Origin of the sequence: Paraburkholderia sp. 22098, from assembly GCF_052045935.1 — a bacterium.
GTDB classification, from domain to species: domain Bacteria; phylum Pseudomonadota; class Gammaproteobacteria; order Burkholderiales; family Burkholderiaceae; genus Paraburkholderia; species Paraburkholderia caledonica.
On the sequence record NZ_JBQEPV010000008.1, the window covers coordinates 53,174 to 75,190 of the forward strand.

Annotated in this window: 17 protein-coding genes; 4 read left to right on the plus strand and 13 right to left on the minus strand. The window is 62.8% G+C overall.

What is annotated here, in order from left to right; all coding sequences use genetic code 11:
* Positions 1–11 precede the first annotated feature (11 nt).
* Positions 12–392 (plus strand): GNAT family N-acetyltransferase, encoded by a 381-nt coding sequence (locus ACTJLB_RS17990; RefSeq protein ID WP_440784235.1) that lies wholly within the window; start codon positions 12–14, stop codon positions 390–392.
* A gap of 42 nt (positions 393–434) precedes the next feature.
* On the opposite strand, the gene ACTJLB_RS17995 is transcribed toward ACTJLB_RS17990, so the two are convergent.
* The 4 genes from ACTJLB_RS17995 to ACTJLB_RS18010 form a co-directional block, all read right to left on the minus strand.
* Positions 435–1,331 (minus strand): 2OG-Fe(II) oxygenase, encoded by an 897-nt coding sequence (locus ACTJLB_RS17995; protein ID WP_440784049.1) that lies wholly within the window; start codon positions 1,329–1,331, stop codon positions 435–437.
* A gap of 56 nt (positions 1,332–1,387) precedes the next feature.
* On the minus strand, positions 1,388–1,867 hold the full coding sequence (locus ACTJLB_RS18000) for a nuclear transport factor 2 family protein (RefSeq protein ID WP_408165855.1): 480 nt from the start codon (positions 1,865–1,867) through the stop codon (positions 1,388–1,390).
* Between the two features lie 128 nt (positions 1,868–1,995).
* A complete protein-coding gene (locus ACTJLB_RS18005; RefSeq protein WP_440784050.1) occupies positions 1,996–3,444 on the minus strand; it encodes a nicotinate phosphoribosyltransferase in 1,449 nt (482 codons plus the stop codon).
* Between the two features lie 156 nt (positions 3,445–3,600).
* Positions 3,601–3,900 carry a hypothetical protein gene (locus ACTJLB_RS18010; RefSeq protein ID WP_440784051.1) on the minus strand — a complete coding sequence of 100 codons (300 nt, stop codon included), beginning with the start codon at positions 3,898–3,900 and terminating at the stop codon, positions 3,601–3,603.
* A gap of 1,403 nt (positions 3,901–5,303) precedes the next feature.
* Here ACTJLB_RS18010 and ACTJLB_RS18015 point away from each other — a divergent pair.
* Both ACTJLB_RS18015 and ACTJLB_RS18020 read left to right on the plus strand, forming a co-directional pair.
* Entirely contained in the window at positions 5,304–6,755 is a 1,452-nt protein-coding gene (locus ACTJLB_RS18015; protein ID WP_088173740.1) for a sigma-54-dependent transcriptional regulator, read from the plus strand.
* A 375-nt stretch (positions 6,756–7,130) separates the two neighbouring features.
* Positions 7,131–9,842, plus strand: coding sequence for a mechanosensitive ion channel domain-containing protein (locus tag ACTJLB_RS18020; RefSeq protein ID WP_440784053.1), 2,712 nt, complete (start codon positions 7,131–7,133; stop codon positions 9,840–9,842).
* A gap of 26 nt (positions 9,843–9,868) precedes the next feature.
* Here ACTJLB_RS18020 and ACTJLB_RS18025 read toward each other — a convergent pair whose 3' ends face one another.
* From ACTJLB_RS18025 to ACTJLB_RS18060, 8 genes are all read right to left on the minus strand, one after another.
* On the minus strand, positions 9,869–12,133 hold the full coding sequence (locus ACTJLB_RS18025; protein ID WP_440784054.1) for an ATP-dependent DNA helicase: 2,265 nt from the start codon (positions 12,131–12,133) through the stop codon (positions 9,869–9,871).
* A complete protein-coding gene (locus ACTJLB_RS18030) occupies positions 12,130–13,953 on the minus strand; it encodes a VRR-NUC domain-containing protein (RefSeq protein ID WP_440784056.1) in 1,824 nt (607 codons plus the stop codon). Before ACTJLB_RS18030 ends, ACTJLB_RS18025 begins: the two co-directional genes overlap by 4 nt.
* 57 nt (positions 13,954–14,010) lie before the next feature.
* On the minus strand, positions 14,011–14,598 hold the full coding sequence (locus ACTJLB_RS18035; RefSeq protein WP_087754879.1) for a LutC/YkgG family protein: 588 nt from the start codon (positions 14,596–14,598) through the stop codon (positions 14,011–14,013).
* A complete protein-coding gene (locus ACTJLB_RS18040; protein ID WP_440784058.1) occupies positions 14,585–15,976 on the minus strand; it encodes a lactate utilization protein B in 1,392 nt (463 codons plus the stop codon). The genes ACTJLB_RS18035 and ACTJLB_RS18040 overlap by 14 nt, the downstream gene beginning before the upstream one ends.
* Positions 15,973–16,716, minus strand: coding sequence for a (Fe-S)-binding protein (locus tag ACTJLB_RS18045; protein WP_087754881.1), 744 nt, complete (start codon positions 16,714–16,716; stop codon positions 15,973–15,975). Before ACTJLB_RS18045 ends, ACTJLB_RS18040 begins: the two co-directional genes overlap by 4 nt.
* Before the next feature lie 141 nt (positions 16,717–16,857).
* On the minus strand, positions 16,858–17,586 hold the full coding sequence (locus ACTJLB_RS18050) for a FadR/GntR family transcriptional regulator (RefSeq protein ID WP_020067938.1): 729 nt from the start codon (positions 17,584–17,586) through the stop codon (positions 16,858–16,860).
* A 130-nt stretch (positions 17,587–17,716) separates the two neighbouring features.
* Positions 17,717–18,910, minus strand: a complete 1,194-nt coding sequence (locus ACTJLB_RS18055) for a pyridoxal phosphate-dependent aminotransferase (protein WP_440784060.1) — start codon at positions 18,908–18,910, stop codon at positions 17,717–17,719.
* Positions 18,911–19,048: 138 nt separating this feature from the next.
* A complete protein-coding gene (locus tag ACTJLB_RS18060) occupies positions 19,049–20,530 on the minus strand; it encodes an RNA polymerase factor sigma-54 (protein ID WP_310350650.1) in 1,482 nt (493 codons plus the stop codon).
* Between the two features lie 494 nt (positions 20,531–21,024).
* Here ACTJLB_RS18060 and ACTJLB_RS18065 point away from each other — a divergent pair, with 494 nt between their 5' ends.
* Complete coding sequence (locus ACTJLB_RS18065) at positions 21,025–21,363, plus strand: BON domain-containing protein (RefSeq protein WP_020067941.1); 339 nt, start codon at positions 21,025–21,027, stop codon at positions 21,361–21,363.
* Positions 21,364–21,489: 126 nt separating this feature from the next.
* Here the strand turns inward: ACTJLB_RS18065 and ACTJLB_RS18070 are convergent, their stop codons facing one another.
* Positions 21,490–21,939, minus strand: coding sequence for a ferritin-like domain-containing protein (locus ACTJLB_RS18070; RefSeq protein WP_020067942.1), 450 nt, complete (start codon positions 21,937–21,939; stop codon positions 21,490–21,492).
* Positions 21,940–22,017 lie beyond the last annotated feature (78 nt).

Sequence of the window (22,017 nt, forward strand, 5' to 3'; positions counted from 1 at the left end):
TCGACGTCGCAATGGTGCACGCGTTTCTGTCGCAGGAAACGCCGTGGGCGAAAGGCATGCCCCGCGAAACGCTCGAACGCGCGATTGCCGGGTCGCTGTGTTTCGGCGGCTATGTCGGGGGCAAGCAGGTCGCGTTTGCGCGCGTGGTCACGGATCACGCGACTTTCGCGTACCTGTGCGATGTGTTCGTGCTGCCCGAGTATCGCGGCAACGGATACGCACACGCGTTGCTCGCGCAACTTTTCGCGAGCGAGTCGCTGCAGGGTTTGAGGAGAATCATGCTGGCAACCACAGACGCGCACCACGTGTATCGGCCACACGGGTTCAAGGCTTTGTCGAACCCGGCGCTGTTCATGGAAGTACACGACCCGGACGTCTACGGCAGCACCTGAGCACGAAGTTCAAATGCGCCAACGCGCGCCCAGATATTGAAATCAGACGTACGCGCGCTCACGCACCCACTTGGTCATGATCCACTTTTCGCCGGCAAGCACCGGTGCGCCGCCGTGCAAGGTCAGCGGGTCGAGTTGGCGCTGGCGGTTCATGTAGCGGAAATACACGGCACCGCCGCGGTTCGCCGCCACCGACAAGCCCGCTTCAGGGAAAATCGTTTCGCCGCCTTCAGGCACGTCGTTCAGATAGATGACGAGCGTCGCCACGCGCTGGCCGCCGCGCGCCGTATGGACCGCGCTGCCCGGTTGATCGGGCGGGAAATAGTCGTAATGCGGCCGGTATTCGCCGGTAGGTCCATAGTGCAGAACCTGCAGACCTTCGCCGTTCTCGACCGGCCAGTTCATCAGGCTCGCAATGCGCTGTTCCAACCGTTCGATCAACGGGTCTTCGCCGCGTTGATACCAGATGCCCTCACTCGTGCGGTTGCGGATCACGTCTTCCTTTCCGGTCGCGGGATTGACGGTGGTCGATCGTTTCAACCGATGCCGCGAGCGCTCGATCATCTCGCCGCACTCCTGCGCGGACAGCACGTTCGCGAACACGATCACCTGCGGCCGCTCGCAGCGCGCCAACACCTGCACGTCCCGGTCATGGGCGTGCATCGTATTGCCGTGCGCGACCGGCGCGTCGTCGTACCGGTACGTATGGGGCGTCTTTTGCGGCAACGCCGCTTCGGTACCGCCCGCCGCTGAGACCGCCGCCGTGGCCGCGCTCGCAACGTTCGCAGCACTCGATCCGAAGGCGGCGCGCACCGCTTCGCCGGCTGCCTCGGCGGCAAAACCGGCTTGCGTCATGGCCTCGATCATCGAGTCGATCGTGCAGCCACGCGCTGCGTTCGTGCGCAGCCATTCGTGCCACGCGGCATCCACTACCGGCATACGTGTCCCCGCTAATCGATGAAACAAGGATACTGCATCGGCCTCAACCCACGCGCTCAGGTGTTATGGTCCTGGCGCCGATAGAGCGCGAGCCCTCTTCTCGCCCGCGAGCGGATCGAGCGATGCACGAGCGGCGACCATCCGAGCAGCGCGCCTCGTGCGCCCAGCGCCTGACGCATCCACGCCCACAAATCGAAACTGTCGCGATGTTCGACGATCAGCCCATCGCGGAATGCAAAGCGCGCATCGATCTGGTTGACCACCGGCCGGCCCGTCTGGCTAAACACGTAGCCTGCGGTCCAATGCGCGCGGCCGTTGTGTTCGTCGGCTTCGATGCTGTCGAATGTCAGCGAAAAATCCTGCGCGCGCGTGACGAGCATGCGCCACATGTCGCGCACTTCGTCGCCGTGCAGTTCACCGAATGCGGGGTCGCTGAAGACGACGTCGTCGGCGTAGCAGGCGATCATGGTGTCGGCGTCGCGCCGCTGAAACGCGGTGTAGAAGCGCTCGATCAGTTGAATATTGGAGTGGCTCATTGTTCTGGTATTTGCGTTGCCCGTATTGGAGCGCGAGTTGAAGCCGCGTAGCAGCCAACGATAACCGCTAACCGCAACTCGCCGGATTGTATCGAATCCTCGCCGCTGCGGGCCTGAATGCGCAGCTGCTATGCTTCGTGCGCATGGGCGCGAGCGCGGATTTCCGACAGCGAAACGTCGACCAGCAGCTTGCCCGAATCGAATACGGTGATCATCGCATCTTCCCAATCGCCTTCGCCTGCCGCCGCGTTCACTGCTGGCGCGAGCGGCAGCGTCGCCGTGCGGTAGTCGCCCGTTCGACGGTTGCGCAACAGCGTGAGGCGTCCTTTCATCGACCGTTTGCTCGTGTCCGTCACCGGATCTTTCGATACGTCGTGCCATGTATCCCCGAGGCGGATTGCCGAGCACTTCATCGCAAAACGCTGCGTGTCGCGATTGATCTGCTGCAACAGCGCGCCGCCCATGCCGAACACGATGTTGTCCGCCGCGAAACCCGCATGGTCCATTGCGGCGAGAATGGCCTCGAGCGAGTCGGGATTCACGCCGTCGCCCTGAATCACTCGCACGTTGTTGAGCACGCGCCGCCCCTTGCTGTTCAGCACCGATCCAAACGACGCCTCCAGCGCATGCAAGGTCTGCAAGACGATAGTTTGCGGATCGCCCGAATCCGGCCTGATGACGAGCGTGCCGCCGGAATCGAGCACGGCCTGCTTCAGATCGGTGCCCCAAACCTTGAGCGCCGCGTACAGGTCGTAGGAGTCCGATACCATCGAAACGATTGCGCCCGGTCTTGCGAACTTCGCGATCATGTTCCGATACGCGTCGGTCTCGCGCTCGCGGCCCCATGAGGTGACCGTGCTGTGCTCGGCGGCCGGCACCGAGAAAGCGGCCATGCTCTCGTTGTAGTAGTGATTCGCCGCGACCACGCCGAGCACCGTGTCGGAGCCCATGAAGCTCACGAAATGCGCGGCGCCGCCGATTGCCGCCGACTCCGCGCTCGACACGCCGCGCGCGCCGAAATCATGCAGCTTGAACGGCAGTTGCGTGAGGTCGTCGCTCGTCTTTGCCAGATAGGCGTGAATTGTCTTGCGCAGATGCCAGCTTTGGGTCGCTACCGTGACCGGATACCACACGCGCAGCAGCATGGTTTCCAGATATGAGGCGAGCCAGAATGCCAGCGGATCGTCGCACTCGACGGTGACGAGCACGTTATGCGTAGGCACCACCGAACCCTCGGGCACCGCGCGAATCCGCACCGGCAAATACCCGTTGTGATGCTCGACGATATGGCGCCAACCGGCTTCGTTGAACGGCTCGCCATGCGCGCTGAAAAACGCCTTCGCCTGTTCGATCATTGCCGCTGTGATGGGCCGGCACAGATACTCCTTGATCAGCATCTGCAGGCCGAAAAAGAGCGTGCAATCGTAGCGCCCGCCGCGCGATTCGATGTACGAGAACATCGCCGACGCTCCCGGCGGGTACTGCAGATAGTGCGACGCCTTATACGAATCCGTGTTGAGAATCGGATTCGAGAGGATCGAAGAAATGCCGTTAAAACCGCTGGATTCGTTGGCCATGGAGGACGCCGCGCCCGGCTCGCTGACTGTGGCAGTCTTTACATGATGCCACGAAGCGTGAAGCGGCCAGCACGCGGGCGCAGCGGGTTGAATGTTCTGTCATCGTTCGGATGCTCGCGCAAGCTGCCCTCGATTCCTTTAACCCACCAGCAGCGCTCAGTCCGATTCGTCGTATTCCCGCTCACTTATGTCCGCATCGCGATCGGCGTTCCTCTCGCGCGAAACCGGCATCTCGTATGCATCGCGCAATTCCGGGCGCTGGATCTCCGCCTGCGCCTTGCGCTTCATTGCGTCGGCAATCACGAGCGTGAGCAGATCCACCGGCGGTGCGGCAAACAGTCCGCGCGGCGCACCAACGTGCACCCGGTAACGAAGACGGATAACTTCGCCATTACGTGCCGTGGCTGGATGGTCGTGGCGCGGCCTGCACACCGGGCCGATAACGTGCGTTTTCATGACATCCCCCGTTCGGTGACATGCTGACGGCTGCATGCAGCCTTCCAGGTCCGCCGTGCTCACGCTACACACGCGAACACGGCGCCCGGTCCACCTCGCTTGTGCGCTTCTCTGTGGAAGCTCTGGCCTTCTCCCCGTTTCGTCGCGCCGGTTGGTCCAGACCGTGCGCTGCCCTTTCCCCGTTTGCATGTCGCTCGCGCAAACGTTGCCGCGCGAGGTACCTGTCGTTATGTCTCCGCCACCTTCACCTCCACAGACGAAAAAATCGACGAGGTCAGAGATTTGCGTCGCTGGGTGGCGAACGACCGTTTCGCATCGGTCATTCGCCCCGTGTTATGTGACGTCCGCTTGTCCATGACCCCGCCGCAGCCTCGCAGAACGCATTGGCTTTCCCCGGCCGCGTCCGCGAGTCGTTGTGCCGCCGGTCGTTTTTTTCGACTTCCCCTCTCCCTCACCGACCGGCAGCAACAGATTCGCTGTGACTCGCTTATTGCAATGGCCATGCCATGCGGATCAAAGTCCTGTGCCACAAGGCGTTTGCCGGAATGCGCGGCTTTGGCCGGTTTTTTCGCCGCCGTGCCATAGCTCCGATGATTCGTATACGAGACGCTCATCGAGGCCGCCATGGTGCGTAAAACGTCAATTGAACGCACGGAATATGCGCTTCATATAAGCGTTAAAGCCGGGTACACCGCGCCCCTTCGCGGTTTGCGTTCAAGTTCTGAACGAAACTGCCGACATAGCAGCAGATAGAATCGATCCAGATGCCGTGGAAAACGCACTGTCGATTATGTTGCATACCTGAAACATCGAAAATCGCGTAACGGACCTGCTCGCTCAGGGTTCGTCCACGCGTTGTGTACTCCACCGCGCATAACGGGGCTTGACGTGTGCTGTCCGAACGGCTTCCGGTTATGCGCGCATTAGGCCGGCAATCGGGCAACTGTCCGGCCGCAATCGCGCCGCTATCAGCCGGAATCGAATAAACGCCCGTCAGGAGGGCAAACTGCCGGCTTCCTGATTTGTTTGTATAGCATTCCAAAGCGCTTTCGCTTATGTTTAAGTCACGCGCCGTTTAGAGCGCGATCAAAAAAGCCAAGGAGATAAGAAACGGTACAAGTGATTCGGGGATGAAATACTCCGGCCGGTGCAACGCGAAACGTTCACCTGTCTGCCGCCAATAGGCGGCACCTCGCAGTTCACGCTGCGCTGCTTGCCCCGCTATGACCTTACAGTCGATCGGCCGTCGCCCCCAGTAGCGCAGTAGCGCCCGCGACGGCTCAGAGCTTCGTGCCCGGGGTTGCAACCAGGCTGCTGGCTCAGTTATTCCGCAGGCCCGGTCAGGCTTGCGATCCTTGACAACGTCGAACAGCAGTCTTGAAAGCAGCACCGAATCGGGGGTAATGAATATGACTTTCGCATCCGCGGACACCGAACGCACCGTTCTTTACGTGTCGAACTCGCCCGATAAGAAACTCGCCGACTTCCTCGCCGCATCCGCATGGCACGCCGTACACGCAAAAACCACCGCGAGCGCGGAACGCATGATCGAGCGCGACAATATCAAGGTCGGCCTCATTGAACTGCCGGAAGACTGCACTTCGCAGCAACTGTCCGCCCTTGCATCATGCATGCGCCGGCCAGAAACGAACTGGGTCGCTCAAATCGCGCCGGGTCAGGCAGATGACGAACTGATCAGCCGTTTCATCCTCGATTACTGCTTCGACTTCGTCACACGGCCGTGGCTCAATGAGCGGCTCGTATTCGCGCTGGGTCATGCGCACGGGCTGTCGGCACTGCGACAAGCGCATGTAACGCCGGAACCGTCGCTCGGACGGCATGGCATGGTCGGCCAGTGCGAGGCTATGCAGCAGTTGTACCGGCGCATCGACAAATGCGGCACGACAGAAGCGCCGGTGTTCGTCGCCGGCGAGTCGGGCACGGGCAAGGAGTTGACCGCGCGCGCGATCCACGAACGCTCGCCGCGCGCCGGCCGGCCGTTCGTCGCCATCAATTGCGCGGCGATTCCGCCAACCCTGTTGCAAGCGGAACTGTTCGGCCACGAGCGCGGCGCCTTTACCGGCGCGCTTCAACGCAAGATCGGGCGAATCGAAAGCGCGCACGAAGGCACGCTCTTTCTCGATGAAATCGGCGACATGCCGCACGAATGCCAGGCCGTGTTGCTGCGCTTTCTGCAGGAAGGCACGATCGAGCGGCTCGGCGGCAATGGGCCGATCCACGTGAATGTGCGGGTCATCTCGGCAACGCACGTCGACCTCGACAAGGCGGTCGAAGAAGGCCGTTTCCGGTCCGACCTGTATCACCGGCTGTGCGTGCTGCGCCTCGTCGAGCCCCCGTTGCGCGAGCGCGGCGGCGACATCAAGCTGCTCGCGAACTATGCGCTGAGCATGTACAAGCAGGACGGCGCGCGCAAGCTGCGCGGACTGTCCAGCGACGCGATCGTCGCGATGTCGAATTATGCGTGGCCCGGCAACGTGCGCGAACTGATCAACTGCGTGCGGCGCGCCGTCGTGATGAGCGAGGGCCGCTTCATCAACGCGAGCGACCTGGGTTTGCCCGAGACGGACAATGGGCCGGCCGTCACGCTCGCAGAGATTCGCAGCAAAGCCGAGAAAGACGCGATCGAACATGCGCTGCAGCGGCACGGCTACAAGTTGTCGGAGGCGGCGGCCGAGCTCGGCATTTCCCGCGCCACGCTATACCGGCTGATGCACGCGGATCGGCTGCATGCGGAGCCGTCAGGCGGGCGCACGTCGAACGCGGACCTCGACGGGGACGCAGACGGCGAACGCGAGCCTCGCATGCCTATTCCTATGTCGGCGGCTTCTGCCTAGTTCTCGCGGGGTTTTTGGGCGGGCCGCAGCCCTCCGGCGATCGGCTGCGGCAAGTCCACCACCGGCAGCAGCATGCCCGCATCGACCTCCCCGCCCGTCCGGGCAGTCAGGTTCCCACTCGTCGATGCCGCGCGGCACCGCGGCACGCCTTGTTATGATCCCCTTCGCGTAGAGTCAGGCAGACTCAGGCAAGCAATTTGCTTTCGCCAATTGCCTTGGGCCGGCTCACGCCCGCCAGCGCGGTCTTCCTTTACAACGCGACCGCAGTCAAAGGAACTTGTGCGACAAAAGCCGTGTCGGTTAAGGCGTCGATCAAACCGCCAGACCGACCGACGTTTCGCACGCCATCGGCACCCGCAGCCCGTCTTACACCCTATGCGCAAATTACTACACGCCTGCTTCCTCGTTTTCCTCCTTCTTGGCGCCCCGGCCGTCTTCGCGGCGGTGACGGCTGCCACTCCCGCCTCGGGCGCTACTGTCACCCTGACCCCTGAACAGGCGCGCCAAGCGCTCTCAGTCCTCAACGATCCCAAGCGCCGCGCGCAGGTGGCCGATACCTTGCAGGCCATCGCTGCTGCCGGCGCGCTGAGCACACCGGCCTCCGCCGCGCCGGCCGCCTCGGCGCCGGCTGCGGCAAGCGGCGCCGCCGCTCTCGTGCCGAACGCGTTCAAATCCAACGGACTCGCGTCCCAACTGGCTCGTCAGGGCGCGCACTGGGCCGTCAATCTGGGTGCGTCGCTTCGCAACTCGATTACGGCGCTCCTCGACGTCGCTTCGGTGCGCGCGTGGTGGAACTGGCAGTCGACAAATCCGCAGGCGCGCTCGATTCTCGCGCACGTTGCGTGGTCGCTGCTGGCCGCACTGCTGCCCGCGCTCGTGCTCGAATGGCTCGCGCGCCGCCTGTTGCGTCGCGCGTATCTTGCGCTCGCCGCGCGCCGCGAACGTGGCGACGCCGCAGACGCACCACGCACCGACTTGCCGGTAGACGTCGAACCGCAGCCCGCCGACGCCGCGAACGCCGCGCCGCCTCTGCCTGCCCCGCCGGTCGCCGAGATACGAGCCGAAGCGCAGGCTAGAGCGGAGGCGAAGACAGAACCTGCGGCAAGCGCGGCAACCTCACCGGCAACCGGACAGCCTGCCGTCACGCCTGCGCCGTCAACCACGGCCGCGAACGGCAAGGTCACGGAAGCCAAGGGCAAGCAGAACGCCACGCATCACTGGACGCTGCTGCAGCGCCTGCCGCGCGCGCTATTGATCACGGTTCTGCGTCTGCTGCCGCTCGCGGTATTCGTCGGCGCGGCGAGCGCGCTCATGTCGATCTTCACCGACGACGGCACGCCGCAAGACCGCGCCCTCGATTCGCTCGTCGATATCTACGTGCTGTGCCGCGTGATCGTGATCATCAGCGGCTTTTTCCTGCAGCCCACGGCACCGCGTCTGCGTCTGCTGCGCATGAGCGATGCATGGGCCGCGTTCGTACATCGCTGGGTAATCCGTATTGTCAGCGTCGTCGGCGTGGGCTCCGCGATTGCGGAAATCGCGCACTCGCTCGGCCTGAGCGAGGCGGCGCATCTCGCGTTGATGAAGGTCGTGGCGCTCGCCGGCCACGTGATGATCTCGATCCTGATTCTGCAATGCGCGAAACCGGTCGGCGAACTCATTCGCCAGCGCATGGCCGCGCGCAAGTCGCTTGAAATGGTCGGCAACGCGCTCGCCGATGCATGGGCGTGGCTCTCGGTCTTCGTCGTAATGGCGTTGTGGTTCATCTGGGCGCTCGACGTGCAGAACGGCTATCACGCACTGCTACATCTCGGCGGCATGTCGCTCGCGGTACTGGTGGGTGCTCGGGTGCTCGCCATCGTCATCTTCGGCGGCCTCGCGCGGCTCTTCAACGGACACGAAGACGCCGCCGGCAAGTCGCTCGTGCATCAGCACGCGTTCCGCTATTACCCGCTGCTGCGGCGAGTGGTCTCGTGGATCATCGGCATCGTCACCGCGCTCGCGTTGCTCCAGGTGTGGGGCGTCGATGTGGGCGAGTTGTTCCGCGACGGCAGTGTCGGCCACCGCCTTGCGTCGGCCATCGTGACGATCGGCGTCGCGGCGGTGATCGCACTCATCGTCTGGGAAAGCGTAAATGTGTCGGTCGAGCAGCGGCTGGATCGCTGGACGACGAGCGGCGACCTCGTGCGCGCCGCGCGTCTGCGCACGCTGCTGCCCATGCTGCGCACCGGGCTTTTCTGCGTGATCGCACTGGTGGTCGTGCTCACGGGCCTGAGCGAACTGGGCGTGAACATCGGGCCGCTTCTTGCAGGCGCGAGTATCTTCGGCGTGGCGCTCGGCTTCGGCTCGCAAAAGCTCGTGCAGGATTTCATCACGGGCATCTTCCTGCTGATGGAAAACGCGATGCAAGTCGGCGACTGGGTGACGCTCGCGGGCGTATCCGGCACCGTCGAATATCTGTCGATCCGCACAGTGCGGCTGCGCGGCAGTGACGGTTCGCTTTTCACCGTGCCGTTCAGTTCGGTATCGACAGTGAACAACACGAATCGCGGCATCGGCAATGCGGCGGTTCGCGTGAATATCGTATTCGGCCAGGACGTGGATCTCGCGATCGACACGCTCAAGGAAATCGGGGCCGCGCTGCGCGAAGAAGAGAAGTTTAAGGACGGCATTCTGTCCGACTTCAGCTTCTGGGGCGTGGACGCCGTGGACGGCTCGGCCGTTACGCTGGCCGGACAGATGCAGTGCCGCGATTCGGCGCGCTGGGGTGTGCAGCGCGAATTCAACCGGCGCATTCTCGACCAGTTCCGCGAGCGCGGCATCGAGATCGCGAACCCGCAGCGCAATCTGCTGACGTGGGACCCGGACAGCGTCGCGCCCCGCGTCGAAGCGGGCGAGCCTCCAAAACAGGAGCCTGAGCAAGCGCCTTCGAGCAGCCCGTCCGCCGACGGCGCATCGGCGGGTGTATCGCCTGACGGCGCTTCGAAGGGTGACGCGCCAGTGGAAGACCAGATCCCTGTCGACTCGAAGCCTGCGGGCGGACCCGGCACACCGTCAAACCCGGGAGCAACGTCGCCGCACGAATGAGGTACGGGCTGCGCGCGTCGATTGAATTACCGGACCTGCCACCACCGAGGCAACAGGCGGCGCACCTCGGGCCGCCTGTACCGGTCGTCGATCAGATGCACGACGCCTTCGTCGAGCTCGGTGCGGATCACGCGCCCCGCCGCCTGCACCACCTTTTGCAAACCGGGGTACAGGTACATGTATTCGTAGCCATTGCCAAAACGCGCGTCCATCGTGCGCCGCATCTGTTCGTTGACCTCGTTCATTTGCGGCAGGCCCAACGTCGCAATGAAAGCGCCGATCAGCTGTTGCCCGACCAGGTCGACACCTTCCGAAAACGCGCCGCCGAGCACCGCAAATCCGATGCCCTGGTTCGCGCTTCGAAACCGCGCAAGAAACGCGTCGCGGGCCGCTTCGTCCATGCCCGGTTCCTGCGCCCAGACCGGCAATCCGGGATGACGCTCGCGCATGAGCGCGACCACCTGCTGCAGGTAATCGAAACTGCTCAGGAAACCCAGGTAATTGCCGGGATGCGCGGTGTACTGCTTTGCGATCAGATCGACAATGGGATCGAGCGAACGTTCGCGATCGCGCCAGCGCGTCGACACGTTCCCCGCGACATGCACCTGTAACTGCTCCGCGCGAAACGGCCCTTCAACGTCGAGCCATTGCGTCTCCTGTGCAAGACCCAACGTATCGCGGTAGAAATGATGCGGACTAAGCGTGCCCGAAAACATCACGGTCGTGCGCGCCGCTGCATATCGCGGCGCGAGAAACGGAGCAGGAATCACATTGCGCACGCAGAGCGTGCAACTGGTCTTGTCGCGTGGCGCGTGGCGGTCTGTTGTCAGCGTGATATCGAAAATGGAATGCTCGCCGAATTGCTCTGCGAGAGCGACGAAATGCATCGCGTCGAAGAAAAAACGCAGCGACGTCTCGTCGATTGAGAGCGGCGCGTCCGCGAGCTGATCCGTCACGGCGCCAATCAGATTTTGCGCGGCCGAGAGCAGCTTGCCAGGCACATCTGGATAGACCTGATACGACGCAGTTTGCGCCCGCTTGACCGCATTCCATTCCCGCTGCAACCGTTCAAGGGGCTTGCGCAAGCCAGGCGGCGCCGTCTTGCGCGCGAGCCGCAACGCCGCCTGATCGAGCGACGCCGTGTACATCCGGCGCGCACGGTCGAGCAGGTTATGCGCCTCGTCCACCAGCACGCCAATGCGCCACTGGTTGATCTGCGTGAGCGCGTAGAGCATTGCGCTGCTGTCGTAGTAGTAGTTGTAGTCGCCCACCACCACGTCGGCCCAACGCGCGAGTTCCTGGCCCAGATAATACGGGCAGACGTCATGCGCGAGCGCCGCTTCGCGCACCGCGGCGCGATCGAGCCTTTCGCCCGCGAGCGCCGTGCTACGTGCCGCGTCGAGCCGGTCATAGAAGCCGCGCGCGAGCGGACACGACTCGCCGTTGCACGCTTTGTCGGGGTGCTCACAGGCTTTGTCGCGCGCCACCAGTTCAAGCGTTCTCAACGGTAAAGACCCGGCGCTCCGGCGAAGCGTTTCGATCGCGTCGAGCGCGAGCGCACGGACAGGCGTCTTCGCGGTCAGAAAGAACACGCGATCGATCTGATCCGTCGCGCACGCCTTCAATAACGGAAAGATCGTGGCGAGTGTCTTACCGATGCCGGTCGGCGCCTGCGCCATCAGCGGCTTACCGTCGCGCGCCGCACGGTAGACGGACACCGCAAGTTCGCGCTGCCCGCAGCGAAACTGCGCATGCGGAAACTGCAACGCGTTGAGCGCCGTGTCGCGCGCGACACGATGCGCCTCCTCCTGCACCGACCAGTCCAGAAACCGCTCGCATTGCTCGACGAAAAAAATCTCCAGTTCGCGCGCCGTGTGCGTTTGCGTGAGCAACGTTTCCTTCTGACTGCCGATGTCGAAGTAAACCAGCCCGACCGTCAACTCCGTGAATCCACGTGCGCGGCACAGCAAATGTCCGTACACCAGCGCCTGCGCCCAATGCAGCGTGCGATGATTGTCAGGCATGCGCTCGAGATCGCCTCGATACGTCTTCACTTCTTCCAGGCGGTGCGCCACCGGATCGTAGCCGTCCGCACGACCCCTCACGGTGAGATTGCGATGCGTACCGGTCAGCGTGATTTCGGTTTCGTAGCCGCTTGCGCGGCGGCCCGCCACCGTGATGTGGCCCGCCATGCCTTCCAGCGAAGTGGGCGCGGGCGTGAATCGCAGATCGAGGTCGCCGCGTCGCGCAGTGAACTCGCACATGGCTCGCACGGCGACGACGTAGCTCATGCGGTGCGCTCCGCGATCAGCGTGGCGTGCGCCAGCGCGCCGGCGGATGGATCGGCGATCGCATGGTCAAGCGCTTCGTCAGCCCAACGCACGTCGACTACGCGTACCGGCATGCCGTGCTGCACGCAGTAAGCTAGCCAGCGAATCTGGTTGTCCTGCAAGCGGTCGCCGGGCCCTTTCACTTCGATCAATTCATAGCGCCGCTCAGCGGGCCAGAAGCGGATCAGGTCGGGCAAACCCGAGCGATTGCCGCGAATATCGAGCAGCAAACGCTCGAACCACAATTTCAGATGCGCGGCGGGCAAGCAGTCGAGCGCCGTTGTGACAAGCTCCGGCGTAAGCATTCCCCAGAACACGAACGGCGATTGCACGCCTGCTTTGCCGTGCAGATGCCGCGCAATCGTCTCGCGATACGCGCCACTATCGAGTTGAGCAAGGCACGCAGCGAACTGCTCGGCTCGACGCGCATAAAAGTCCGGCGCGTGAAGATCAGCGGGGCCGCGTTGAAACGGATGAAAAAACGCACCGGGCAGCGCCACGAATACTGGTTCCCAGCAAAGCAGTCCAAACAGCGAGTTGATCAATGCATTTTCGACGTAATGCACCGGCGCCGACTCGCATGTCAGATGATCGCGCACGACGTATTCAACGGACTGCGGCGCTGGGGGCCTGGGCAATATCAACGTGCCGCGTTCGGCCGCTCGCGCAGCGGCCGCGCGCACCGCCGGCCCACCAAGCTTGCGACGCAGGCGCGGGAGCATGCGCGCGATGCGCTGTGCCTCTTCCTCGCTTTCGGGCGATGCTGCAGCATCTAACGCTAGCGAAAGCGCAGCTTCGAAACGCTCGGCTCGTTCAAGCACGCGTGCACGCCGATGACGCGCGCCGGGCCACGCGCAAACCTCGTACACCGCGAGCGCGGTAGGCCACACCTGTCGCCGCTCACAATGCTGGCCGATGCGAAAAAGCAGCTTGGCGCGTCGCAATTCGAGCCACGCGTTGCACGTTTCCACGCTTTGCACACGAGCCACGAGGTCATTGAGCGCGGCGTTTTCTACTTCCAGACCGATCAGCGCGCCGGACGTTGCTATCGAGTCCAGTTCGTCACGACATGCTTGCAAAGCGAGGTAAACATCGACATCTGCGCGCTGCTGAAAGGCTCGCGACGCCGGCCCGAAAGCCACTTTTTCGTAGCGGAATACGCCGAGATCGGCGAGCACGAATTCTGACCAGTCCTGCTGCAGATTGCCAAAGAACATCAGACGCAGACGGTCGCACAGCGGCGCAATGTCCACGCGAAACACGCAATCGGTCGTTTGGGGGTGCCATGCGGACAACGGGCGCGCGATGCAGCTATCGGTGTCATGCCCGTCCAACTCGTCCCGCTCGGGATAGAACGGACGTAATGCTTCCAGCAGATCGGGCTTGCGCAGACTCCGGGCGCCCGGAATCAGCGAAAGCGCCTCCGCAAAAATGTCCAGCAATTCGGCGCGCGTGGTGAGGGCGAACAGATCGTCGAGTGTCAGGTGCGGCGCGGGATTTAGCCAGCCGAGCGCTGAGACGGGCGCAGCGGCTTGCAACGGGCAGCCGATTTCGTCGTAGGCAAGACGACTGGCGCGAAACAATGCGCCTTTGCGCATGAGCATCCGGACCAGCAATGCGCGCGACGCCTGCGGTAAGCGCGCGAATGTGCCGAGAAAAGCGCGCTCGCTCGCATCGAGCAGATCGTCGTAGCGTTGCGCGAGCCAGGCGAGCGCACGCTCGAAATTCAACAGATAGTAAGGGACGCCGGCGAGGGAATCCGGCGGAGCATCGGTTGCCACGGAGTTTGCATGACCTGTACGTTTATACAGTAATGATAGCAAACTCCACCGCCGCGCCTACTCAGCGGCCAGCCACACCACCGTCAGCGACCGCACGCCCTGCGCGCCGCGAATCAGAACGCCTTCTATGTCCGCGGTCGCGGACGGTCCGGTGACGAGTGCCGCGTAACGTGCGTCGCGAAAGTCGTCGCGGCGATAAACGTCCTGCAAGCCGTCGACCAGTTGCGCCGGATCGAGCAGAACCACGAGATGCTGCACGATATAGCCCAACGCATTGACCACGTACTCGCGCTCGCTGAACCACACCGAGCCGGTCTCCGCGACACCGAAACGCGCACGCACCACGCCGACGTCGATATCCTGCAACGACGAAGGTTCGGTGTCGGCCGTGAGCAGGCGCGTGCCGGACACTTCGGCAGTGGCTGAAGCGATCGACACCGTTGCGCCAAATCGCTCGCGGATGAGACTCGCAACTTCCGACGCGGCACCCGCTTCGACGCAGGTCCCGCCCATCGTTTGCAATGCCGACGTGAAGCGCGCGCGCAGATCGCCGCCGACCGCGCTAAACAACGGCACGTCGGGGCGCGGGCGCGCCGCCGGTTGCGCCTGCCGCACTTTCGCGATGAAGGCCTCACGCGTTGCCATCGCCACCTCCGCGATTTTGCTTGTACCACGCATGGAAGGTCTGCTTCGGCGCCTCGGGCAATTCGCGTTGTCTGCCCCAGATATTCAGCGGGTTATAGAGTACGAAGTTCGGTAGCCGCCGCAATGCGCCGCTCATTGAAGCTACGGTTGCCCGATACAGCGTCGGGCTCGCGAGCAGCCGCCCTGCCATCTTCAATACTTCCTGCTTCACGAACGGCACTTCGTGGCGCTCGGCAATCACCGTGCGCCATTTATAGATCTGCTCGTGGATATTGATCTTCACCGGACACACGTTCGTGCAACTGCCGTTGAGCGTGGACGCGAACGGCAGCGCGCTATAACGTTTCAGGTCGAAGGTTGGGTTGATGATCGCGCCGATCGGCCCCGAGTACGTACCGCCATACGACAGCCCGCCGCTGCGCCGATACACGGGACACGTGTTCATGCAGGCTCCGCAGCGGATGCATTTGAGCGAGTACCAGAAGTCGTCCATCGCGAGCCGTTCCGAGCGGCCATGATCGACGAGGATGAAATGCATCTCCGTGCCCGGACGCGGCGCACGGAAATGCGAGGTGTATTGCGTGATCGGCGAACCAAGCGCACTGCGCGAGAGCATGCGAATAAACACACCGAGATCCGAGACCTTTGGAATCAGCTTCTCGATACCGATCGATGCGATATGCAGCGGCGGCACGTTTGCCGAAAGATCGGCGTTGCCTTCGTTCGTGCAAACCACAACCGTGCCCGTTTCCGCGACCGCGAAATTGCAGCCGGTCATGCCGGCCGTTTTCTCGCGTACGAAATACGGCCGCGTATTCATGCGCTGACTTTCCGCGAGGTAGTGAATGTCGCTATTGTGCGGATCAGTGCCGATGGTTCGGCCAAACAGTTCCGCGACATCGGCGCGCAGCTTGTGCACCGCCGGCACCACCATGTGGCTCGGGTCCTGATGATCGAGTTGCTGGATGCGTTCACCCAGATCCGTTTCCATTACCGTAATGCCGCGCGGTTCGAGATACTCGCGCATCTTGCATTCGTCGGTGAGCATCGACTTGCTTTTGACGAGCGTGGTCATGCCGCGCTCGGACATGATCTTGTGTACGAGCGCGTTGTGCTCTTCGGCCGTCGCTGCCCAGTGGACCACGACACCGTTCGCCTCGGCCGAGGCCGCGAACTGTTCGAGGTACTCCGACAAATGCGACAGCGCGTGTTCCTTGATACCGGATGCCAGTTCGCGCAGCGTCTCCCACTCGGCAATGCCGTGCGCCTGGGCGTCGCGTTTCTCGCGCAAATCCCACAGGCGCTTGTCGTGAAACGCCACATGTTCCGTCTTTTTGATGAACTCGCCTGCTGCCTTCGCGTGGTCGATTCGGCTCATGCGCGCGCCCCGTTCAACACTTGTGCAATATGAATGAAGCGTGCGTCCGCCTTCATGCGTTCCGCACAGCCTTGCTGATGCATCAGGCACGACATGTCGCCCGACACAATGTATTGTGCACCCGCATTCAGATGATCGCGGACCTTGTCCTGCCCCATGCGGACAGACACCGGCTCTTCCGTCACCGAGAACGTGCCGCCGAAACCGCAACATTCGTCGGGGCGAGACGGCTTGACGAACTCGATACCCTTCACGCCTTCAAGCAACGCGCGCGGCTTGGAAAACGGCTGGCCCGCTACTTCCGAGATCGACGCCTCTTTCAGATGCCGCAACGCGCTGCAACTATTGTGCAGCCCGACGCGATACGGAAACTCGGCCCACGGAAATTCACGCGCGCCCACCACGTCGTGCAGAAACTCGACGAGTTCATAAGCGCTCGCCCGCACCTTTTTGACTTCGTCCGTCTGATCGATCGCGGTGAGATGCTCGCGCACGTGGTGAATGCAGCTCGCCGATGGTCCGACGATGTAGTCATAGCCCGCGAAGTTGCGCGCGAACACCCGCTCCGCGCCGGCCGCTTCTGCATGCGCGCCGCTGTTTCCCATGGGCTGACCACAGCAGGTCTGCTCCTGCGGGTAATCGACCTGGATGCCGAAGCGTTCGAGCAGTTCGAGCGTGGCAATGCCGACCTCGGGATAAAACGCGTCGATGAAGCAAGGGATAAAAAGGGCGACTTTCATAAGCTCATTACAGGGAATGGGGCACGCGGACTCGGGACGCGTAAGATCGTCGCCAGTCAGACTGGTATTGTTGGTCTGACCAAAATATAAGGAAGTCGCCCGAGCGTGTCAATCGTTAGATGGCCACGCGAAATGCGACGCCTAAAGCTTCGCGGCGTCTTCCTGATAGATCTCGCGCACGAAGGCCAGGTGCCGTTCGGCCGCCTTGCGTGCCTTTTGGGCGTCGCGTGCGACGACGGCGTCGTAGATGGCCTGATGCTGACTCATCAACTGCTTTTCCATCGCCTCGTCGTAATCGATCAGCCGATGGTATTGACGCATGCCTTCGCGAATCAGCGTGTGGATGCCATGCATGACATGGGCAAGCGCGATGTTGTGCGTAGAGTCGGCAATCGCTAGGTGAAAAGCGGCATCCAGCTCCGCCAGATTGACGCGATCTTGCGACTGCGAAGCCGCCTTCAGTGCATCGAACGCAGTCTTGATCTTGCGAAGATCGGCGGCGGTCGCGCGCTCCGCGGCATATACGGTCGAAATCGATTCGAGCCCCTGGCGCAATTCGAGAATGTCGGCACTTGTGCGCGGATTTTGCAAAAGCAGTTCGGCGAGCGGCTTCGAAATGATCGGCGCCGTCAGATCGACCACCGTAAAGCCGCCCCGCCCCGACGTGGCGATATAGCCATCCGATTCCAGCCTGATCAGCGCTTCGCGCAACGAAGGCCGCGACACCGCCAGTTGCGTCGCCAGATCGCGCTCAGCGGGCAGCCGGTCGCCCGGCATCAGCGTACCGTCGGAGATCAATTGCTTGATCTGATCTGCGACGACGTCGGAGAGCCGTTTGCGCGTGAAAGACTGGATCGGGCGAAAGTGCATAGGCTACGGCTGGCACAGCCGGTTGTTCAGGGTGATTCGTTAGCGGCAGTATGCGACGCGACAGAGCTAAACGGGAGCGAATGAATTATACCGTTGGGCGCCCTGCGCGATTTTCGCTGCGAGCGCGTATTCACGGGTTAGATTGCAACGGCAACGGCAACGCCGCGACAAACGCCGCAATCCGCTCGCACGCTTCGGCAAGCCGCGCTTCGTCGACGACGAAGCCCAACCGGACGAAACCGTTCGCGGTCTCGCCAAAAGCACTCGCGTCGAGCACCGACACGCCTTGCGCGCGAAACAGCTGCCATGTGAAATCGACGGTATCGAGGCCCGTGCCGCTCACGTCGACCATCATGAACATGCCCGCTTCGGGCAGCAGGCAGCGCAATCGCGGGACCCGGCTCAAACGCTCGAACACGACGTCGCGACGGCGCCTGTAGATGTCGCGCATCTGCGCGACGATGCTCGACTTCTCCTGTAACGCCGTCAATGCGGCCTGCTGGATGAAGCCCGGCAAGCCATACAGCATGGCAAGCGCGAGGCGTCCCATGTGTTCGATCAGTTGCGTGGGTCCGATCGCCCAGCCTACGCGCCACCCCGCCATTGCATGCGATTTGGACAGGCTGCCGAGTGTGACCGTGCGCTCCGCCATGCCGGGCAGCGACATGATGCTCACATGTTCGCGCTCGAACGTGAGATCGGCGTAGACCTCGTCGGACAGCACCCACAGGTCGTGCTCGCACGCGAGCCGCGCAATGCGTTCGAGGTCCGCGCGCGGCATCACGACACCTGTTGGATTACACGGCGTGGCGAAGAAAATCGCCTTGGTGCGCGCTGTCACGGCTCGTTCGAGCGCGTCGCGATCCAGGTGAAATGCACGCGCAGGATCGACCGGCACCGGCACGAGCGTCGCACCTGCGGCGCGCACGCACGCTTCGTAGGTGAGGTACATCGGCTCGGGCACGATAACCTCGTCGCCTGCTTCGAGCAGACAAAGCGACGTGGCAAACACGCCGTTTTGCGCGCCCGCCGTGAGGATCACGTTCGCCGCGCTGACCGTGCAACCGGTCATGCGCGCCTGCTCTTCGGCAATCGCCGCACGCAGCGGATCGCGCCCCGACACCGCGCTGTAATGCGTATCGCCGCCACGCAACGCGTCGATGGCACGCTCGACAATCGGTGCGGGCGTAGCGAAGTCAGGGTCCCCCACGCTCAGCACGATGACGTCATTGCCATTCGCCGCGGCCTGCTGCGCCACGCGATGAATCTCCCACGCCGACGTACGTCTGCCTTGCAATCCCTCGACCCGACTCGAATACTTCATCTCGCTCACCCGTTTCTGATTGACCCGCCAATGTAATGGGGCGTGCGCAAAACGTCCAGATACGAAAAAGCGCCACGCGGGCAGACAGCCTCGCGTGGCGCTTCGTATCAAAGCCCCGTTTGCAGGGGCCGTGCAAATTCAGACCTGGCGGCGCAACTCCGCCGGCGGTACCTTCATCAGATGCCGGTACTTGGCCACCGTGCGGCGCGCGACGAGCACGCCCTGATCCGCAAGCATCTTTGCCAGCGTCACATCGGAGAGCGGGTCGCGGGTGTTTTCGGCAGCGATCATTTCTTTCAGCAGCGCCCGCACCGCGGCGGCGGAACAGGTACCGCCGCTTTCGGTGCCAAGCTCGCGCGGGAAGAAGTGCTTGAACTCGAAAATGCCGCGTGGCGTGGCCATATATTTGTTGCCGGTCGCGCGCGAGATCGTCGATTCGTGCAGGCCGAGTTCGTCGGCGACATCGCGCAACACCATCGGCTTGAGCGCGATTTCACCGTACTGGAAGAACGCCTTCTGATGCGCCACGATGCATTCGGCGACGCGTTGAATCGTGTCGAAGCGCTGCTGCGCGTTTCGGATCAACCAGCGCGCTTCCTGAAGCTGCTGGGCGAGCGGCGAACGGCTTGCCCCCGCCGATTGCGCAAACAGCTCGGCATACATGCGGTGAATGCGTGCGCGCGGCTGCACGGCAGGATTGATCGTCACCACCCACTTGTTGCGCACCTGGCGCACGATCACATCGGGCACGACGTAGTTGTCTTCGGTACGGCCGTAGCAGTTGCCCGGCTTCGGATCGAGCTTGCGCACGAGTGCGCAGGCCACACGCAGCTCTTCCGCAGTACAGCCAATCTGTTTTTGCAGTTCTGCCTGTTCGCGACGCGCGAGCCGCTCCAGATGATGTTCGACAATCTGCCGCGCGACATCGCGGCCCGGCGTGTCCGCGGGCAACGCATTGACCTGCAGCAGCAGACACTCGGACAGCGAACGCGCGCCAAGCCCAGGCCGGTCGAGCGACTGCACGAGGCGCAGCGCGACCAGCAGTTCTTCCTCTGTCAATTCGGGTTCGAGATCGACGCTGTCGGCGAGATCCGCCAAGTCCTGGCGCAGATAACCGTCGTCGTCGAGCGCCTCGATGATGAAGCGCGCAACCGCGCGATCGCGGTCATCCAGACGATAAAGACGCAGTGCGTCGTGCAGTTGCTCGCGCAACGTGGGTTGCGAGCGTGCCCATTCGGCCGGATCGCTGCCGTCGGAGTCGCCATTCTGGCGTGCCGAACTGCGGCTGCTGTAATCGCCCGAAAAGTCGCCGGGCATGTCGTCGGGGCCGCCGCTGTCGAGGCTCTCGTTGCTAGCGGCTTCAGCGGGCAGCGAGTCGGGCTCGGCGGCCGCGACTGCATCGGTTGCCGGCAGCGCGCCTTGCTCTTCGCCGGACGTGGCGGTTGCAAGCGCAACGTCCTCCGTATCCGACGAGTCATATTCGAGGAACGGGTTCGTATCGAGCGCAGTTCGCAATTCCTGCTGGAACTCCAGAGACGATAGCTGCAACAGACGCACCGACTGCTGCAAACGCGGCGTAAGTGCAAGAGACTGCCTTGTGCGAAGTTCAATTGAAGGCATCGTGTTCAGGTCCCGTTGAAAGCTGAAGTAAAGGAGTGACCTCACTAGAGCAACACGCGTACCAGCTTTTGCAACGCACTGTTTTATTTGGTGTTTATGTTTCCAGGCCCGCGAATTGCAACGCCGCGCGGGGCCTTTTTTACAAGCGACCCGGCAAATTCCGCATCCGCTCCACACGAGTCGGCGCGCGCACGATCACGATGCGCGAGCGCTATTCATCAGTGGAAAAGCGCCTGCTGGCGCGGGCTTCGCCACTTCTCTGGTCCTCAGTCACGAGGCGCGGGCACACACTTTGCGGTAACGAGCATGTGGACGGACGGCTCTCTTCGCATCCGGCGCGAACGCGCAACGACTGTGAAGACCCGCCCGGTGTCGATAACGGGCCCTGACGGAACCGTAGCGGCAACGACCCCACGCGAGTCATCGGCGGCTTCGGCCGCGATCGACCGCAGGCAACAAGACCGCAATTTCATCAACACCCGAAGGAGAAAACCATGAAGACCATCCAATTCCTGAAGACTGCCGGCAGCATCGCGTGCGTTGCTTTCGCACTGAACGCCACCGCACAAACGAGCGCCTCGGCTCCGTCGGCTTCGTCAGAAACCATCGGCCAGCACGTCGACGACGGCACGATCACCACGAAGGTCAAGGCCGAACTGCTCGGCGCGAAGAACGTGAAGTCCACGCATATCCATGTGAAGACCCGCAAGGGCGTGGTGTGGCTCACGGGTACGGTGCCTTCGGCTGAAGACAAGACCGCCGCCCAGGACGTCGTGGAAGGCGTGAAGGGCGTGAGCAGCGTGAAGAACCGCCTGAAAATCGCCGCAGAATAATCTCGAGGCGCCCGGCGTTCTGCGCCGGGCGCAGGGCCCCGAGAAGCTCCCGAGAAAAAAGGCCGTCCGCACATTGTGCGGACGGCCTTTCTGCTTTAGAGGCCGGCCTGACGGCCGGCTACCCGATTAGCTCTTTGCCGCGTATTGATCGCGCAGATCGCGAACGCGGTCGTGATTCTGCAGCACGCCTTGATACTGACGCTCGACAATCGCGCGCACGTCGGCGGGCAGTTCTTTTTCCAGCGCGTCGTGATAGTTCTTCTTCGCGACGTCCTCGCCCTTTTCCACCTCGACGAGAATCTGATGGTCGCTGCGGTCCGTCACCGCCGACTTCACGTCGACCCATCCCCGGTGCAGCGCACCGCTCACACTGCCGCCCGTTTCCGGCTTACCGCCCAGGCGCTGAACCACATCCTGCAGCTCGCGTGCGCCACGCGCGCAATCTTCGGCGCGCGTGAGAAACATCGTCTTCAACTGTGTGTCACGCGCATCTTCGGCCGCCTTGCGAAAGCCCTTTTCACCATCCTTCGATGTTTCGATGAGATCGTTCAGCACGGAAACAACATTCGTAGTCATTCAATACCTCCAGGGTTTCGTTAATCGCGGAATCCGTTGCCGGCACGCCCGCAGGTATCGCGGTGCGCGTGCCGCCTG

What these genes read in the sequence shown, in the direction of transcription:
- ACTJLB_RS17990 (WP_440784235.1), top strand. Translation starts at nt 12, where the DNA reads ATGGTGCACGCGTTTCTGTCGCAGGAAACGCCGTGGGCGAAAGGCATG.
- ACTJLB_RS17995 (WP_440784049.1), bottom strand. Translation starts at nt 1,331, where the DNA reads ATGCCGGTAGTGGATGCCGCGTGGCACGAATGGCTGCGCACGAACGCA.
- ACTJLB_RS18000 (WP_408165855.1), bottom strand. Translation starts at nt 1,867, where the DNA reads ATGAGCCACTCCAATATTCAACTGATCGAGCGCTTCTACACCGCGTTT.
- ACTJLB_RS18005 (WP_440784050.1), bottom strand. Translation starts at nt 3,444, where the DNA reads ATGGCCAACGAATCCAGCGGTTTTAACGGCATTTCTTCGATCCTCTCG.
- ACTJLB_RS18010 (WP_440784051.1), bottom strand. Translation starts at nt 3,900, where the DNA reads ATGAAAACGCACGTTATCGGCCCGGTGTGCAGGCCGCGCCACGACCAT.
- ACTJLB_RS18015 (WP_088173740.1), top strand. Translation starts at nt 5,304, where the DNA reads ATGAATATGACTTTCGCATCCGCGGACACCGAACGCACCGTTCTTTAC.
- ACTJLB_RS18020 (WP_440784053.1), top strand. Translation starts at nt 7,131, where the DNA reads ATGCGCAAATTACTACACGCCTGCTTCCTCGTTTTCCTCCTTCTTGGC.
- ACTJLB_RS18025 (WP_440784054.1), bottom strand. Translation starts at nt 12,133, where the DNA reads ATGAGCTACGTCGTCGCCGTGCGAGCCATGTGCGAGTTCACTGCGCGA.
- ACTJLB_RS18035 (WP_087754879.1), bottom strand. Translation starts at nt 14,598, where the DNA reads ATGGCAACGCGTGAGGCCTTCATCGCGAAAGTGCGGCAGGCGCAACCG.
- ACTJLB_RS18040 (WP_440784058.1), bottom strand. Translation starts at nt 15,976, where the DNA reads ATGAGCCGAATCGACCACGCGAAGGCAGCAGGCGAGTTCATCAAAAAG.
- ACTJLB_RS18045 (WP_087754881.1), bottom strand. Translation starts at nt 16,716, where the DNA reads ATGAAAGTCGCCCTTTTTATCCCTTGCTTCATCGACGCGTTTTATCCC.
- ACTJLB_RS18050 (WP_020067938.1), bottom strand. Translation starts at nt 17,586, where the DNA reads ATGCACTTTCGCCCGATCCAGTCTTTCACGCGCAAACGGCTCTCCGAC.
- ACTJLB_RS18055 (WP_440784060.1), bottom strand. Translation starts at nt 18,910, where the DNA reads ATGAAGTATTCGAGTCGGGTCGAGGGATTGCAAGGCAGACGTACGTCG.
- ACTJLB_RS18060 (WP_310350650.1), bottom strand. Translation starts at nt 20,530, where the DNA reads ATGCCTTCAATTGAACTTCGCACAAGGCAGTCTCTTGCACTTACGCCG.
- ACTJLB_RS18065 (WP_020067941.1), top strand. Translation starts at nt 21,025, where the DNA reads ATGAAGACCATCCAATTCCTGAAGACTGCCGGCAGCATCGCGTGCGTT.
- ACTJLB_RS18070 (WP_020067942.1), bottom strand. Translation starts at nt 21,939, where the DNA reads ATGACTACGAATGTTGTTTCCGTGCTGAACGATCTCATCGAAACATCG.